A 17,243-nucleotide genomic window follows, 5' to 3' on the forward strand; every position below is an offset into this window, starting at 1 on the left:
GAATCTAAATAACACTAGAATGAAACAGAAGATTTTAGTAGCAGGCGGTACAGGCTATATTGGTTCACATACCACAGTGGAATTACAAAATGCCGGTTATGAAGTTGTCATCATTGACAACTTGTCTAATTCCAATATCGAAGTACTGGACGGTATAGAAAAGATCACAGGCATACGCCCTGAGTTTATCAAATTAGACCTGAAAGACAAAGAAGGAACCCGCGAAGCACTGAAAGCCCACCCGGGAATAAAAGGCATCATTCTTTTTGCAGCAAGCAAGGCTGTTGGCGAATCGGTTCAACAACCACTTAAATACTACCGTAATAATATTGTCACGTTGGTTAACTTGCTTGAGTTGATGCCTGAATTCGGAATTGAAGGCATTGTATTTTCTTCTTCATGCACGGTCTACGGACAACCGGATCCGAAAAACCTGCCTGTAACAGAAAATGCCCCTATCATGCCGGCCACCTCTCCTTATGGCAATACAAAGCAGATCAACGAAGAGATTATCCGCGATACAATCCATGCAGGTGCTCCTTTCAAAAGCATTATTCTCCGTTACTTTAATCCGATCGGAGCACATCCAAGTGCAGAAATCGGAGAATTACCCAACGGAGTTCCTCAGAACCTGATTCCATACCTGACGCAAACAGCAATAGGAATCCGCAAAGAATTAAGCGTTTTTGGAAATGACTACAATACCCCTGACGGTTCTTGTATCCGTGATTATATAAATGTGGTAGACCTGGCAAAAGCACACGTTATTGCCATGGACCGCATGCTGGGCAATAAAACAGAAGAGAATGTTGAAATATTCAACCTCGGAACAGGAAAAGGTGTAACCGTACTGGAATTGATCAATACATTTGAGCAAGCTACCGGTGTAAAAGTTCCTCACAAAATCGTAGGCCGCCGCGAAGGTGATATTGAAAAAGTATGGGCCAATCCGGAACGTGCCAATAAAGTTTTAGGTTGGAAATCGGAAGAGACGTTGGCCGACACACTGGCCTCCGCATGGAAATGGCAACAAAGGCTGCGCGAACGCGGTATCATGTAACAAACATAAAAATCCTATATATTGAAAGAGGATGTCCCAAATTGAAGTGGCATCCTCTTTTTATATTATGATTCGGATAAAGGCAATGTAAACCAAAAAACAGAACCTTTTCCCTCATCCGACGCAACTCCTATTTGCCCCCCCAGAAACTTGATAATCATTTTACAGATAGCCAAACCAAGTCCTGTACCTTGCTGGAAACTATCCAACTTTACAAAACGATTAAACACAATCCGGCAATCTTCGGCAGAAATACCTATCCCGGTATCGGCAACAGAGACATAAACGTCATCTATCCTTTTCTTATAGGAAATAGTAATAGAACCTTTTTTAGTAAACTTAATAGCATTCGAAAGGAAATTAAAAAGCACCTGCATAATCCGTTGTTCATCGGTATACAATACCAATGAAGGATGTTCAAAATTAAAAATAAGCTCCACTCCCGGATTCACCCGCACAACATGTACATTATATGCATCCATACATATTCCTTTCAAATCCGCATCGGCAAAATTATAATCCATTTTGCCGGATTCGATTTTCGAAAAGTCCAAAATATCATCAACAAGCTGCAGTAGCAAAGCATTATTCTTATTGATTACTTCCATATACGAATCGCGCTCTTCATGATCGTCCGCTTCGGCCAATAAACTTGAAAAACCTACGATTGCATTTAACGGAGTACGTATTTCATGGCTCATATTTGCCAGGAAAGCCGATTTCAGCCTATCGGCCTCGCGTGCTTCCACCAAAGCCATTTCACTTTCATATTCTTTGGTTATATCAGACAGGTAATAAACAACACAACTAGGTGTTCCGTCGGCATTATACCTGTAAGGTTGTACATTCGCTTCCACCCAAAGTACCTGTCCTTCAAATATTCTACGATACTTTATACTATAACTTTTTATTTCACCCCGGATCAGGCGTTCAAAATGATCATAAAACACATTTTGCCTGTCATCGGGATGAATAGCATTCAAAAAATCTTCTTTATTCCTGAAAGGCTTTATTCGTAAACGCGAGAATTTAGTATGTTCGTTTAAGTCATAATCAACGTGAATCAGATCATGCTGTACGTCATATTCCCAGATCAAAGAATCACCAATATTAACAGCAGCTTTTAAAATAGCAATCTTCTCCTGGTCTCGTTCCGCTCCTATGGACTCAGGCATTGTATGCATCTGTATATTCCGGTTTTTTTCTTCTAATGATACTAGATTACCGGTCAAATTTTTCTTTGACTCGTCTTGATGTTTATTCAGCATACATTTCACCCTCTTATTATTGGGCACAAAAATAAATAAATATTTGAATGCACAGCTATTATAAATCATCAATATGCAATAAAAATCAACACTTTTCACAAATACAAGATAAAATAAAAAAGCGAACCCGTCAGGTTCGCCTTTCCTATATCTCATTCTCTTGTCAAGACAATTTATGAATTACAAGACCTGATCGTAGCTTCGGTTCAAACCACGTAGTTTTCGGAGGCATAATGTTTCCGGTATCTGCTATATCCATTAATTGTTTCATCGTAACAGGATATAAAGCTAAAGCCACTTTCATCTCTCCGCTGTCTACCCGGCGTTTTAATTCTCCCAAACCGCGGATACCGCCTACAAAGTCGATACGTTTGTCGGAACGGAGGTCTTTGATACCCAGAATCTCATTCAATATCAGATCAGAAGATATAGTTACATCCAACACCCCTATCGGATCATTATCGTTGTATGTTCCCTGTTTTGCAGTTAAAGAATACCACTTTCCGTCCAGATAAAGGGAAAAGTTATGTAAAGCATTCGGTTTATAAATATCCGTACCCTTTTCTTCCACTATGAAATTACCGGATAGTTTTTCAAGGAACTGAGCCTCTGTCAGACCATTCAAATCTTTTACTACACGATTATAGTCTATAATGGTAAGCTGGTTGGCAGGAAAACAAACTGCCATAAAATAATTGTATTCTTCATCACCACAGTGGTTCGGATTCTGTTTTGCCTTATCCGCTCCCACTAAAGCGGCAGCAGCGGAGCGATGATGGCCATCTGCAATATAAAGAGCCGGCATAGCCGAAAACAGCTCGGTAATACGGGCTATATCGGCCTCATCGTCTATAATCCAGAATGTATGTCCGAAACCATCCAACTGGGTAACAAAATCATATTCAGGCTGTCTGGCTGTATATTTCTTTACAATAATATCCAGCTCTGCATTATCAGGATATGCAAAGAATACAGGTTCAATATTGGCATTATTCACACGGACATGCTTCATACGGTCTTCTTCCTTATCGCGGCGTGTCAATTCATGTTTCTTGATGATACCGTTCATATAGTCGGGAACATAAGCACCAACAACCAAACCGTATTGCGTCTTGCCGTTCATTGTCTGTGCATACACATAATAGCATTCTTTCTCATCCTGAACCAACCATCCTTTATCCTGAAATTTCCGGAAATTCTCGGCTGCCTTTTCATATACAGCAGGATCATGTTCGTCTGTACCGACAGGAAAATCTATCTCCGGTTTTATAATATGATATAAAGATTTCTCATTACCTTTCGCCTCTTCTCTCGCTTCCTCCGAATTTAAAACATCATAAGGACGAGAAGCTACTTGTCCGATCAAATCTTTGGGCGGACGAATACCTTTAAAAGGTTTAATTTTTGCCATAATTCACGGTGTTTTTAATGAATATAGAAATCCGGCTTTTCATATTATGAATTAATTCACTCTGAATTTCTGATTACCTGTACAAAGGAAATCTTCTATTTGTCTTGCAGCAGCAATACCGGCATTTATATTTGCCTCGGCAGTCTGTGCCCCCATCTTTTTGGGAGTTCCGAAATAACGTTCGGGATACTTGGCAGCCAATTCTGCATCGATAGCCGGTTTAATATCTGTCATATATTTGAAATCAGGACGTTCTTCAAACATTTTAGCCAAGCCTGCCTCATCTATCACCTCCTTACGGGCCGTATTTACAATAATAGCTCCTTTGGGCATCGAGTTCATCAATTCAAAGTTGATAGAATTCTTTGTTTCGGCAGTTGCCGGAATATGTAATGATACAATCTGGCATTCCTTGAAAAGATCGGCAGTAGATGCAACAGCCCTTATACCGTCATTCTCTATTACCTGAGCATGACAATGGGCATCATATGCACAAATATCCATACCGAAGCCTTTAGCTATACGGCCTACATTACGTCCCACATTGCCATAAGCCAAAATACCCAGCTTCTTCCCTTTCAACTCCGTACCGGAAGCTCCGTTATAGAAATTGCGCACGGCATATACCAACATACCGAATACCAGTTCAGCTACAGCATTCGAATTCTGCCCCGGCGTATTCATCACACAAACCTTATGGGCTGTTGCAGCAGCCAGGTCTATATTATCATAACCAGCACCTGCACGGACTACTATTTTCAGTTTTTTTGCTGCATCAAACACTTCGGCATCTATAATATCACTACGGACAATCATAGCCTCCACATCCTTCACAGCATCCAATAACTGTTGCTTTTCCGTATACTTTTCCAGCAGGACTAATTCGTCGCCTGCTCCTTCTACTACTTCACGAATACCTTTCACAGCTACCGCTGCGAAAGGTTTGTCTGTTGCCACTAATACTTTTGCCATAATCAATGTGTTCTTTCAAATTCTTTCATGCAAGCAATCAAAGCCTCAACGCTGCTCTTAGGCATAGCGTTATACAAAGAAGCGCGGAATCCGCCTACCGAACGGTGTCCCTTAATACCTACCATACCGGCAGCAGAAGCAAACTTGCTGAATTCGTCTTCCAAGTCTTTGTATTCATCGTTCATTATGAAACAAACATTCATAATAGAACGGTCTTCTACAGCAACGGTACCTTTAAACAACTTGTTACGGTCTATTTCATCATACAATATAGCTGCATTTTCTTTGTCTTTCTTTTCCATAACAGCCACACCGCCCTGCTCCTTATACCATTTCAATGTTTGCAATGCTGAATAAATCGGCAACACTGGAGGGGTGTTAAACATAGAATCTTTATCAACGTGTGTCTTATACTTCAACATGGTAGGGATAGGACGGTCTACATGTTCCAAAGCGTCTACACGGACGATAGCCAACGTTACACCTGCAGGAGCCAGGTTTTTCTGTGCGCCGGCATAGATAACGTCATATTTGGATATGTCAATCGGACGTGAGAATATATCGGAAGACATATCTGCAACCAAACGAACCTTCATATCCGGATCGTAACGCATTTCTGTTCCGTAAATCGTGTTGTTCGAAGTAAAGTGGAAATAATCGGAATCTTCGGCTACCTTATAATTTTTAGGAATATAAGTATAGTTAGCATCCTTTGAAGAAGCTACTACATCTACTTCACCAAACAGTTTTGCTTCTTTAATGGCCTTGGAAGCCCATGTACCGGTATCCAGATAAGAAGCTTTCTTGTTCAACAAATTATATGGTACCATACAGAACTGCATGCTTGCTCCGCCACCCATAAATACAACTTCATAACCGGCAGGAACATCCAGTAATTCTTTAATTAATGCACGCGCTTCGTCATTGACTGCTACAAATTCCTTTCCTCTGTGGGAAACTTCAAGAATTGACAACCCCGTACCTGCAAAGTTCTCAACCGCAGCAGCGGTATTTTTAATTGTGTATTCACTCAGGATAGAGGGACCTGCAGAAAAATTGTGCTTCTTCATACCAATGTCTTTTTTGAATGTTATAATAATTTTAGTAACGTGTTTTTCAAAACAGGCGGCTAATGTACGCATTTAATTGATAATTGAAAACCAAAATCCGAAAATTATAATCAAAACGATACAAATATACACCCATACACTAACGTTTCTCCCTAATTCTCAACATTCTTCCCGTCATTTAGCCATTATCTTTTTATTTAGTTTCAACTTTCAATTATCCGTTTCCGGTTATTAAAACCTATCTCCCCAAAGCCTCTTCATCTGCTCCACCAACTTACTTTCGGCAGGATTCTCCTGCCCTATCCACAAACGTTCGTTCCGGACTTCCTTCGGCAGATACTCCTGTTTGACAAAATGGCCGGCATAGTCGTGTGCATACTTGTATTCTTTTCCATAATCAAGTTCAGCCATTAGTTTAGTCGGTGCATTCCTTAAATGCAAAGGTACCGGCAAATTTCCGGTTCGTTCCACCAGGTCAAGAGCAGCATTGATCGCCATATACGAAGAATTGCTTTTGGGGCTGCAAGCCAGATAAACCGTAGTTTCGGCAAGGATAATACGGCCTTCGGGCCAGCCTATCTTTTTTAAGGCGTCAAAGCAGGCATTTGCCAGTAACAAAGCATTGGGATTTGCCAGTCCTATATCTTCGGAAGCCGATATAAGCAACCTGCGTGCTATAAACTCAGGGTCTTCCCCTCCTGCCACCATACGTGCCAGCCAGTAGATAGCTCCATCCGGATCACTCCCGCGGATAGATTTGATAAAGGCCGATATAATATCGTAGTGCATTTCGCCTCCTTTATCATACGCCGCCGGATTCTCCTGCAAACGCTCCACAACCTTAGCATCCGTTATTTCTATATCCTTTTCGCTTTCCTCGGCCGAAACCACCAATTCCAGAATGTTTAGCAGTTTGCGCGCATCCCCTCCGGAATATCGCAGCATAGCATCCGTCCCGGTAAGCGTAATGTTCTTTTCTTTCAGCACGATGTCTTCCGTTACCGCTTTATTAAGCAAGGTCAGCAGATCGTTTTTATCCAGCGATTTCAGCACATACACCTGACAGCGCGAAAGCAGTGGGCGTATCACCTCAAACGAAGGGTTTTCCGTCGTAGCGCCAATCAGCGTAACCACTCCCGTTTCAACCGCATTCAGCAACGAGTCTTGTTGTGCTTTGCTGAAACGATGTATTTCGTCTATAAACATGATAGGCGATACGGCATTGAAAAAGCGGTTATTCTTAGCCTGGTCTATCACCTCGCGTACATCCTTCACGCCCGAGCTAATCGCACTCAGCGTATAAAACGGCGCTTCGAGCTTGTTCGCTATAATCTGCGCCAACGTTGTCTTTCCCACACCCGGAGGTCCCCAAAGGATAAACGAAGGTACGCGCCCTGCATCTATCATCTTTCTGAGCACAGCCCCTTGTCCTACCAAATGTTTCTGTCCGATATAATCGTCCAGTGTCTTCGGACGCAATCTTTCTGCTAACGGTTGATTCATCATGTTGGCAAAAGTCGCATATTTTATTCATTTATCAAAGGGGAAGGAAAGAAATTTACAGTTCAAAACAGATGTTAAACAGCAGCATTTACTATCAAAAAGTAAGCATATACCCCAACAACACACCATATACGGAGATATATGCTTACTATATGTTTGTTTATTTATGATTTATTTTACATTCACCTTTTCCAGCAAATCCGTCCCCGCCCTAAATTTTACACTTCGCCGCGGCCGTACTGTTACCAGAGTTCCTGTCTGTGGATTGCGCCCCGGCCGCTCCGTTTGGTTTCAAAGGGTAAAGGCGCCGAATCCCTGAAAGCAAACCTTCTCACCTTTGCTTACCTCGTTGCCCACAATATCTATCAAGATATTCAGAAGCAACAGGTAAAACAAAGTTTCCGCTCTTCCATATCTTATTTGTACCATCTATCCTATTAGTAGTATTTGCCTCAGCCACAATAAAAACAAATTCTGCTTCTGCGAAAACACAACAGACTGAAAACTCGAAGCTTTTTAGTACATTTGCGCCTTCTTTAATACATTACGCGAACCGGCAGGAGTTAAAGGAGAAGAGAAGTTAAAAAAACAAGGGGTCAAGTAGACAAGTAGTTAAGTAGAAATAGCCTGTTATTCTTAACTACTTGACTTCTAACAAATAAAACGAGAGATAACTACTGCTGATTCGCATACATTAATATATAATAGAGAATGATTTCAGTAGACGGACTAACAGTTGAATTTGGCGGAAGCGCCCTATTTTCGGATGTATCTTTTGTGATAAATGAAAAAGACCGTATTGCCCTGATGGGTAAGAACGGGGCAGGTAAATCGACGTTGTTGAAGATACTTGCCGGTGTACGCGAGCCAACCCGTGGAAAAGTTTCCGCCCCTAAAGATACAGTCATAGCCTATCTCCCTCAGCATCTGATGACGGAAGACGGACGCACCGTTTTTGAAGAAACAGCCCAGGCTTTTGCCCATTTGCACGAAATGGAAGCTGAAATTAATGCTATCAACAAAGAGCTGGAAACACGCACAGACTATGAGTCGGACAGTTACATGGAACTGATCGAACGTGTGTCAGCTCTCAGCGAAAAGTTTTATTCGATTGAAGAGATCAACTACGATGCCGACATAGAAAAGACGTTACTGGGCTTAGGTTTCAAGCGCGAAGATTTTACCCGGCAAACCAGCGAATTCAGTGGTGGATGGCGGATGCGTATCGAACTGGCTAAGCTACTGCTTCAGAAACCGGATGTGTTGTTGTTGGACGAGCCAACCAACCACCTCGACATTGAATCTATACAATGGCTTGAAGATTTTTTGATCGATAACGGACAGGCAGTTGTGGTAATCAGCCACGACCGCGCTTTTGTAGACCGTATCACCACACGCACTATTGAAGTGACAATGGGACGCATCTACGATTATAAAGTAAACTACAGCCAATATCTTCAACTGCGTAAGGAACGCCGCGAGCAGCAACAAAAGGCTTTTGACGAACAACAGAAATTTATTGCCGATACCAGAGAATTTATCGAACGCTTCAAAGGTACTTATTCTAAAACCCTGCAGGTACAAAGCCGTGTAAAGATGCTTGAAAAACTGGATATACTGGAAGTAGACGAAGAAGATACCTCGGCCTTACGCCTTAAGTTTCCACCTTCTCCCCGCTCCGGCTCTTACCCGGTGATGATAGAAGGTGTAACAAAAAGCTACGGGGATCATACCGTATTCCGTAATGCAAACCTGACGATAGAACGCGGCGACAAGATTGCTTTCGTTGGAAAAAACGGAGAAGGTAAATCTACATTGGTGAAGTGCATCATGAAAGAAATAGAGCACGATGGCACACTAACAATCGGCCATAATGTAATGATCGGTTATTTTGCACAGAACCAGGCATCCATGCTGGATGAAAACCTGACGGTATTCCAGACCATCGACGACGTAGCACAAGGCGATATCCGCAACAAGATAAAAGACTTGCTGGGTGCATTCATGTTCGGAGGTGAAAATTCGGCCAAGAAAGTAAAGGTGCTTTCAGGAGGAGAACGTACGCGACTGGCAATGATAAAGCTGCTACTGGAACCTGTAAACCTGCTGATTCTGGATGAGCCGACCAACCACCTGGACATGAAGACAAAAGACATCCTGAAACAAGCACTGCTCGATTTTGACGGGACATTGATTGTTGTATCACACGACCGAGACTTCCTGGATGGCCTTGTAACAAAGGTATATGAGTTCGGCAACCAAAAAGTGACCGAACATCTGGAAGGTATTTACGAATTCATGCAACGTAAGAAAATGGAAAACCTCCGCGAGTTGGAACGGAAAAGCTAAATATATAAATCATCCCAATGTTTTTGGAAAATCATCCCGATCATTTTATAAAAACATCAGGATGATTTTCCAAAGCATGTTTATATCCGGACGCCCACACTCAGCATGACATCGTAAGTGGAGCTTTCAATATCATCATAATATTTATAATGTGTACGGCGGGAAAAATAGCGGTTGCTTAAAATAATACTCCATCTGTTTTTTATCAGATAGAACAGTTTTGCAGAAAATACCGTTAAACGCGCATGACCGGTATCGCCTTGCACATTCAGCGTTGTAGGATCGATCTCATTCCAATTTATATCCGGGTCATATCCTTTCCAGGTAAAAAGATGATAGTTTTCAATATCCAGCAGAAGCCCCCATCTTTTATTGTAACTCAGACCCGTATAAGCCTTCACACTATAACCGCTACCCAGATTGTAATCGCGTTCAGCCAATTTCAGGTAATCGGATACGCTGGCGCCAAGAGCAACCCCGGTAGCATAAAATTCGGTAAATACATCCACCTTGTCATCCGGAGTAGATTCTTTATAATAGATAAGACCTCCCCCTATTGCCGCAGCTTCCGATATACGATAAGGTGCCACTTCTTTATCACTATTCGAGCGGAGTTCGGAATCGTAGTAGTCAAAATGCTGGAAAACACCAACCGTCAATGCACGAGGTCCTTTATTCCATACTCTTTTCCCCCATAAAGCTCCTACAGCATTTACCTGGCTGATGACTGGTTGGGCGGAAAACAGATCCATTCCGAAACGAAACTGGAACCATTCGTATGGAGAATAAAATTCGTCATAAAAAGGATCGCCATAATCCAAACGGAAATTTATATTCAGACTCGTAGTACCATTCTTTGAATTCTCTTGCTCTGCCAGGAAGCGGGGTCCCATACTCACGATAAAATTTATCGGTACGGAAGAATAGGTACGCCCTTTAGAAGGGCTACGGCGCCAAGCCTCTCCCGTTATAATACGGTTAAGTGCACGGACGGGGGATAACACACCTGTCAATACTTCGCGCCCGACACGCTCCATACCCGAAGTACGGTTATCGATAAACAAATCCGATAAACGATAAGTGATTTCACCCAACTCTACCCCACCGAAGGTGGTAGCCAACATGTCGTTAATAGAGGGAGGCTCATTTTCCATAAAAAACTCCCACATCAAACTGCCTCCCGCTGAAAAAGGAATTGATTGCCAAAAGTTCAGCCCATTGCTACGTGCAGCATTAAAATACAGGGAACCGTGATACGGATGAGAGAAAAGATTAGTTGAAAACTTGTCTGTATCCCATACCGGACCTTTTCTAAAATTACTTTTGATCGTATTCCAGTTTATATGGGCAAAATCTTCATTCATTGCATAGCGGTCGAAAGCCCATACAGCCATATTAAGTCCGAAGACTTCTCCGGCTGCCCTCCAAGGATGACGGGGAACAAAAAGGGCTGAATCACTGACATAATTACGACTTTTCATTCTGGGAAAATGTTGTCCCCATAACCACTGAACCGAAATAAAAAATAATAACCCTGATAACAAATATCTTTTCATTCGTATACTCTTTACACCTTCACTACTATCATTTTACCCGCAAACTTATGTATTATAAACAGTACTATATTCGTTTGGTTTAAATTATTGTTAGGTATTCTTAATATAAAGAGCGATATTCCAAACTATTCCATATTTTTGCAGAAAAAACATAATGATAGATTTTATCACATTCTGCGACTATACGGGCACGTTTGCATTCGCAATAAGCGGCATAAGGTTAGCCTCTGCCAAGCAATTTGATTGGTTCGGTGCATACGTTATCGGGGTAGTAACAGCCGTAGGAGGTGGAACAATACGCGATATATTACTAAATGCAACCCCTTTCTGGATGGAGCAGGCCTCCTATCTTACAATATCGGCTGTGGCGCTGTTATTTGTAATCATATTCAGGAAATATGTAATCAGCCTGAACAATACGTTCTTTATATTCGATGCTATCGGGTTGGGATTATTCGGCGTCGTAGGTATAGAAAAAGCTCTGTCATTCGGTTTCCCGATGTGGGTAGCTATCGTAATGGGGACAATAACAGGGGCATTCGGAGGTATGATACGCGACATACTGATAAACGAGGTGCCTTTGATATTCCGTAAAGATATTTATGCATTGGCCTGCGTGCTGGGAGGAGTTGTATATTATATATGTATGCTGTTGTCGTTTAGTCCCCCTCTCACTCAGCTTATTGCAGCTGCCAGTATATTTATCTCCCGTATATTGGCTGTAAAGTATCATATAAGTGTACCTGTATTAAGAGGAGAAGAATAATAATTTATTACCTTTGTGTCCCAATGACAGCTAATATGAATAACGAACAGGGAAAAGCCTCTATCCTGCTGATATATACAGGCGGAACTATCGGAATGATGGAAAACTCGGAAACGGGTGTACTGGAATCTTTCAACTTCCAGCATCTTAAAGACAATATGCCTGAACTGAAAAAACTCGGTTATTCCGTTTCTACCATACAATTCGATCCTCCTATGGATTCTTCGGAGATGGGGCCGGAATCCTGGATGAAGATTGTAAAAATCATTGCCGACAATTACCAGCAATATGACGGATTTGTCGTATTGCACGGTACGGACACAATGTCTTTTACGGCCTCAGCCCTGAGCTTCATGCTCGAAAATCTTAGTAAACCGGTTATCCTGACAGGTTCGCAACTACCTATCGGAATGTTAAGGACAGATGGAAAGGAAAACCTGATCACAGCCATCGAAATAGCTGCTGCAAAAGAAAACGGAATGCCTATCGTCCCGGAGGTATGTGTTTTCTTTGAAAATGATTTGCTGCGCGGAAACCGGACAAGTAAGATCAATGCAGATAACTTTAATGCATTCCGTTCATATAACTACCCGGCATTGGCGCATGCCGGTATATATATCAAATACGATACCGGACAAATATATCATCCGGTATCGCGTAAACCGCTTAAACCGCATTATCTGCTGGACCGGAATATCGCCATATTAAAACTGTTTCCGGGTATTTCTCCACAAGTGATAGAAAGTATCCTAAATATCCCCGGACTGAAAGGTGTAGTAATGGAGACATTCGGTAGCGGAAATGCACCGTCGCAGGAATGGTTCCTGAAGATGTTGAAAGAGGCGGTAGACCGTGGCATTGTAATTGTAAATGTTACTCAATGTAGCGGGGGAAGCGTTGAAATGCACCGCTATGAAACAGGGCACAAATTATTGGAAGCCGGTGTAATAAGCGGCTTTGACAGTACAACAGAAAGTGCAGTAACAAAACTTATGTTCCTTTTCGGCCACGGGTTAAGCCCCGAGGAAGTAAAGGATCACATGAATTGCTCACTCATCGGGGAAGTAACAATCCCCGAATCATTCCGTCCCTGAACAAATGGACGGAAAACACTATGTAGAACACAAAAGCAGTGATGCGGAATAAAAGATCATGAAACTATCATTTCTTAGTTTAGCAAGCGGAAGCAGTGGAAACTGTTATTATCTGGGAACCCCTGAATTCGGGGTACTGATTGATGCAGGTATCGGTATCCGCACTATAAAAAAAGTGTTGAAAGACAAAGCGATTAACTTCTCAAAAATCGTAGCGGTCTTAATTACCCACGACCATGCAGATCATATAAAAACGGTTGGCTATTTAGGCGAAAAGCTTTGTATTCCCGTTTACAGTACGGAAGGGGTACACGAAGGCATCGAGAAAAGCCGCTACGTTGAAGAAACATTAATTGGTTCACGCAAGATTATAGAAAAAGAAGTTCCTTTTATGATACGGGATTTCAAGATTACCGCTTTTGAGGTTCCCCATGACAGCACAGACAATGTCGGTTATCATATCGAATATGAAAACCATAAATTCACTTTTGCTACCGATGTCGGACATATCACCGATACCGTAAGCAAATATATGTGTCTGGCTACAGATCTGATCATAGAGGCCAATTATGACGAAGAAATGTTGAAATTCGGTACTTACCCGGCATTCCTAAAAGAACGCGTTGCAAGTCCGACCGGCCATCTGAGCAACAGGGAAGCTGCCGAATTTATTGCGACACACTATGATCCGAAACTGAAAAACATCTGGTTATGCCACCTCAGCCGTGATAATAACCATCCGGAGCTGGCTTACAAAACAATCGACATACGCCTTTTTGAAGAAGGTATACGGGTTGGGAAAGATGTCGCCCTTGTTGCTTTAAAGCGCACCACTCCTTCTGATATATTCGAATTTGAATAGATATACATTAAAAAAGACAATGAAAAGTTTGCAGGGAAAAATTAAAACAATATCTTTGCACCCGCAATCGAGAAACAAACGATAGCAAGAATGACTTGGTAGCTCAGTTGGTAGAGCAAATGACTCTTAATCATTGGGTCGAGAGTTCGAGCCTCTCCCAGGTCACATCAACAAACAGCATTTTTACAGGATCAATTGTAAAGTGCTGTTTTTGTTTTTAAACACTTCTGTCCGATTCATAAATCGGGAGATATCCTTGATATATGTATCCCCTTTTTTATTTTAAGTTATATTTTCTATTTGACGACTTGTAAATATTGAATCCCATATCTCCAATAAGTTGTATTTTTCGCTCATTTTCAGCCTGTTTTATAGCTGAATTATTAAGGTGGCATTTTTAATACTAACAATCATTAAAGATGTGTTTATTTCTGTTTATTATTTATATTTTTGAAACATCAATCAATAGTGATAGGGTAATAAATAATTAATTAAAAAATAATATCATATGAACGCCTTACTATTTCAGAAAAAATTATTGAGCATGCAAGAAAATATGATGAATTTTGCATTAATGCTCACAGCAAACAGAGACGATGCTCAGGATTTGATGCAAGACACAACGCTGAAGGTATTGGATAATCAGGAAAAATTCGTTGATAATATCAATTTCAAGGGTTGGGTTTTGACCGTTATGCGTAATATTTTCATAAACAATTATCATAAAATTGTAAGAACACAAACGGTTGTAGACCAAGGAGTGGATCTGTACAATTTGGATGTTGTGAATGATTCGGGATTCGATACGCCGGACGGCGCTTACCAGATTCAGGAAATTACGAAAGCTATTAATAGTTTGAATAATGAATTGAAGATACCATTTTCTATGTTTCTGAGTGGTTATAAATATAATGAGATCGCAGATAAACTGAATGTACCTCTGGGAACAGTGAAGAGCCGTATTTTCTTTGCCCGTCAGGAACTGCAGAAAATTTTAAAAGATTTCAGGCATGGTTAAATAATTACACAACATAATTTAAGCCGCCTTACTGACTGCAGCAAGACGGCTTTTGAATAATAAAACCATCTACTTTTGCGTAATCAAAAGGAATGGGAAATGACCTTAACATATCCATCATCTCTGATGCGGACGGCAATATATTCATAAGTTCACCTAATCATATCCAAGAAGTAATTTTATATGATATAAACGGCCACTTATTAAATAAACAACTTACAGGAAGCAATCAAACTGTTTCCATTTCGTATAAAGAATACCCTGCTGGTATTTACATTATTCATATATACACATCCAAAGGTAAAAGTAGTCATAAGTTTATAAAGAACCGATAAACAAAACAAAGGCCTAAGTAGAAAATTACTTAGGCCTCTTGGCTTGTTTATAAGCGGGTTCTACCAACTTTTTTCTTGATACATTGTTTATAATAAAACAACAAATGAAAGATGAAAAATAGAATTACTTTAAAACGAGTAGCTGCTATCCACGATTTATCAGGTTTTGGCAAATGTTCGTTAACAGTAGCGCTTCCCATCCTATCCGCAGCAGGCATAGAGGCCAGTGTCCTGCCAACAGCCGTTTTATCTACCCATACAGGAGGTTTTGACGGATATACTTACAGAGATCTTACTGATGACATGCGCCCTATCATTAAACATTGGAAGTCATTAGATATTCAATTTGATGCTATATACACAGGCTTTCTAGGCTCGTTCGAACAACTGGATATTGTAAAAGAATTCATTCGGGAATTCAAGACAAACAACAACCTGGTTCTTATTGACCCGGTAATGGCGGACAATGGAGAATTATATAAAATATTCACTCCTGATTTTGCCAAAGGTATGAGATCTCTGTGTGAAAAAGCTGATATTATCGTACCAAACCTTACCGAAGCAGCGTTGCTTCTGGATGAACCTTACAAAGCAGGACCTTATTCGCAAGCCTATATTGAAAGTATATTAAGGAAGTTAAGCAAATTAGGCCCTCAAAAAGTTGTATTGACCGGCGTATATTTCAAAGAAGACGAATTAGGAGCGGCTACTTATGAAAAAGTTTCCAACACAACAGGATACTTCTTCATAAAAAGAATACCGGGTTACTATCATGGCACCGGAGATGTTTTTGCCAGTGCTTTACTATCTGCCTTACTTAATAATTTTAGTTTAGTAGAATCTGCAGCCATCGCAGTACGTTTTACAGCAAGTAGCATATTAAAAACATACAAGGCAAAAACAGATTACCGGTTCGGGGTCAATTTCGAACAAAGCATTCCCGAATTTTTAAAAGAACTAAAACTAGTATAAGATAGTTCCAATTTTATTTTCCATCTTTGCATAATACAAGTTAGATAATTATGAGTAAATTAAGAATTGCATTTTCCGGAATCGGAGCCGTAGGCGGTTACTACGGAGGTATGCTGGCCACCCGGTATAAAGACAAAGAAATTGCAGATTTTTTCTTTATATCCCGGGGTGAAAACTTGCGTGCTATTAAAGAACACGGACTACATATAAAAACCGGCATACGCACTCTTGTAGCGGTTCCTACTCTTGCAACCGATAATCCGGCTGAAATAGGACCGGTAGATTACATATTCTGCTGCACAAAAAGTTATGACCTGAAAGAAAACATCGAGCAACTAAAGCCTTTATTAGGGCCTGAAACCGTCATTATTCCATTACTTAACGGCGTTAATATAACAGAACAGATACAGGAACTATTACCGGGGCAATCCGTATGGAAAGGTTGTACCTATATAGGAGCACGATTAATAAAACCGGGATATATAGATAAATTCAGTGGTAAAGAAAAAATTTTCTTCGGATCAAAAGACGGAGACAAAGCAAAACAAGAAGCATTGCTCCAACTTTTAACTTACTCACGGATTAATGCTTACAACCCCGACGATATAGATTTAAGGTTATGGAAAAAGTTTCTGATGATTTCTACTGCTGCAACTATTACAACCTTTTTCAACCAGAATATAAGAGATGTTATCGAACAACATTATGATATGTTCATCGCATTAGGTAATGAATTGAAAAGTGTAGCGGAAGCAAAAGGCATTCACTTACCTGCCGATATCGTATATGCTTCTATCGAAGCACAAAAAATGATGCCCGCCGGTGCTACAACATCCATGCATGCAGATTTTTTGGCCGGTAAACCTACAGAACTGGAAACGTTAACAGGTTATGTAGTCCATACTGCAGATAAATTGGGTATTGATGTCCCAACCTATCGCTTTATGTATAACGGAATTATAAAAATGCCATATCCATGGGTTTAAGCAAAATACAAGTCAAAAAGG

At 40.8% G+C, this 17,243-nt stretch carries 15 protein-coding genes, 1 tRNA gene and 1 pseudogene; 10 read left to right on the forward strand and 7 right to left on the reverse strand.

All coding sequences use genetic code 11. The features are described 5' to 3' along the window. The first annotated feature begins 19 nt into the window (after positions 1–19). Complete coding sequence (galE, locus tag C4S38_RS01220; protein WP_103982205.1) at positions 20–1,060, forward strand: UDP-glucose 4-epimerase GalE; 1,041 nt, start codon at positions 20–22, stop codon at positions 1,058–1,060. Between the two features lie 65 nt (positions 1,061–1,125). Here the strand turns inward: galE and C4S38_RS01225 are convergent, their stop codons facing one another. The 6 genes and pseudogenes from C4S38_RS01225 to C4S38_RS16205 all read right to left on the reverse strand — a co-directional run. Next, on the reverse strand, positions 1,126–2,328 hold the full coding sequence (locus C4S38_RS01225) for a PAS domain-containing sensor histidine kinase (RefSeq protein WP_160034618.1): 1,203 nt from the start codon (positions 2,326–2,328) through the stop codon (positions 1,126–1,128). A 163-nt stretch (positions 2,329–2,491) separates the two neighbouring features. Continuing rightward, positions 2,492–3,739, reverse strand: coding sequence for a DUF1015 domain-containing protein (locus C4S38_RS01230; protein WP_103982207.1), 1,248 nt, complete (start codon positions 3,737–3,739; stop codon positions 2,492–2,494). A 51-nt stretch (positions 3,740–3,790) separates the two neighbouring features. Next, positions 3,791–4,711 carry an NAD(P)-dependent oxidoreductase gene (locus C4S38_RS01235; protein ID WP_103982208.1) on the reverse strand — a complete coding sequence of 307 codons (921 nt, stop codon included), beginning with the start codon at positions 4,709–4,711 and terminating at the stop codon, positions 3,791–3,793. Positions 4,712–4,713: 2 nt separating this feature from the next. Continuing rightward, positions 4,714–5,781 (reverse strand): 3-phosphoserine/phosphohydroxythreonine transaminase, encoded by a 1,068-nt coding sequence (gene serC / locus C4S38_RS01240; protein ID WP_103982318.1) that lies wholly within the window; start codon positions 5,779–5,781, stop codon positions 4,714–4,716. Between the two features lie 231 nt (positions 5,782–6,012). Then, on the reverse strand, positions 6,013–7,287 hold the full coding sequence (locus tag C4S38_RS01245) for a replication-associated recombination protein A (RefSeq protein WP_103982209.1): 1,275 nt from the start codon (positions 7,285–7,287) through the stop codon (positions 6,013–6,015). A gap of 168 nt (positions 7,288–7,455) precedes the next feature. After that, positions 7,456–7,560, reverse strand: a pseudogene (locus C4S38_RS16205) (HU family DNA-binding protein); the annotation flags it as partial. 435 nt (positions 7,561–7,995) lie between these two features. Here C4S38_RS16205 and C4S38_RS01255 point away from each other — a divergent pair. Next, complete coding sequence (locus C4S38_RS01255) at positions 7,996–9,633, forward strand: ABC-F family ATP-binding cassette domain-containing protein (protein ID WP_099465095.1); 1,638 nt, start codon at positions 7,996–7,998, stop codon at positions 9,631–9,633. A gap of 80 nt (positions 9,634–9,713) precedes the next feature. Here the strand turns inward: C4S38_RS01255 and C4S38_RS01260 are convergent, their stop codons facing one another. Beyond that, positions 9,714–11,189, reverse strand: a complete 1,476-nt coding sequence (locus C4S38_RS01260) for a DUF3943 domain-containing protein (protein ID WP_103982210.1) — start codon at positions 11,187–11,189, stop codon at positions 9,714–9,716. Positions 11,190–11,343: 154 nt separating this feature from the next. On the opposite strand from C4S38_RS01260, the gene C4S38_RS01265 reads away from it, so the two are divergent. The 8 genes from C4S38_RS01265 to C4S38_RS01300 all read left to right on the forward strand — a co-directional run bounded on the left by C4S38_RS01265 (position 11,344) and on the right by C4S38_RS01300 (position 17,222). Further along, positions 11,344–11,955, forward strand: a complete 612-nt coding sequence (locus C4S38_RS01265) for a trimeric intracellular cation channel family protein (RefSeq protein WP_103982211.1) — start codon at positions 11,344–11,346, stop codon at positions 11,953–11,955. Between the two features lie 23 nt (positions 11,956–11,978). Then, positions 11,979–13,049 (forward strand): asparaginase, encoded by a 1,071-nt coding sequence (locus C4S38_RS01270; RefSeq protein ID WP_103982212.1) that lies wholly within the window; start codon positions 11,979–11,981, stop codon positions 13,047–13,049. A 58-nt stretch (positions 13,050–13,107) separates the two neighbouring features. After that, complete coding sequence (locus C4S38_RS01275; RefSeq protein WP_099465091.1) at positions 13,108–13,911, forward strand: MBL fold metallo-hydrolase; 804 nt, start codon at positions 13,108–13,110, stop codon at positions 13,909–13,911. 92 nt (positions 13,912–14,003) lie between these two features. Then, a tRNA-Lys gene (locus C4S38_RS01280) sits at positions 14,004–14,076 on the forward strand. Between the two features lie 343 nt (positions 14,077–14,419). Beyond that, entirely contained in the window at positions 14,420–14,929 is a 510-nt protein-coding gene (locus C4S38_RS01285; protein WP_099465090.1) for an RNA polymerase sigma factor, read from the forward strand. A gap of 92 nt (positions 14,930–15,021) precedes the next feature. Next, complete coding sequence (locus C4S38_RS16290; RefSeq protein ID WP_103982213.1) at positions 15,022–15,264, forward strand: T9SS type A sorting domain-containing protein; 243 nt, start codon at positions 15,022–15,024, stop codon at positions 15,262–15,264. Positions 15,265–15,375: 111 nt separating this feature from the next. Then, on the forward strand, positions 15,376–16,236 hold the full coding sequence (locus tag C4S38_RS01295; protein WP_103982214.1) for a pyridoxamine kinase: 861 nt from the start codon (positions 15,376–15,378) through the stop codon (positions 16,234–16,236). A 50-nt stretch (positions 16,237–16,286) separates the two neighbouring features. Next, a complete protein-coding gene (locus C4S38_RS01300; protein WP_103982215.1) occupies positions 16,287–17,222 on the forward strand; it encodes a ketopantoate reductase family protein in 936 nt (311 codons plus the stop codon). Positions 17,223–17,243 lie beyond the last annotated feature (21 nt).

The organism is Parabacteroides chinchillae (genome assembly GCF_900108035.1).
In the GTDB taxonomy this organism is placed as follows: domain Bacteria; phylum Bacteroidota; class Bacteroidia; order Bacteroidales; family Tannerellaceae; genus Parabacteroides; species Parabacteroides chinchillae.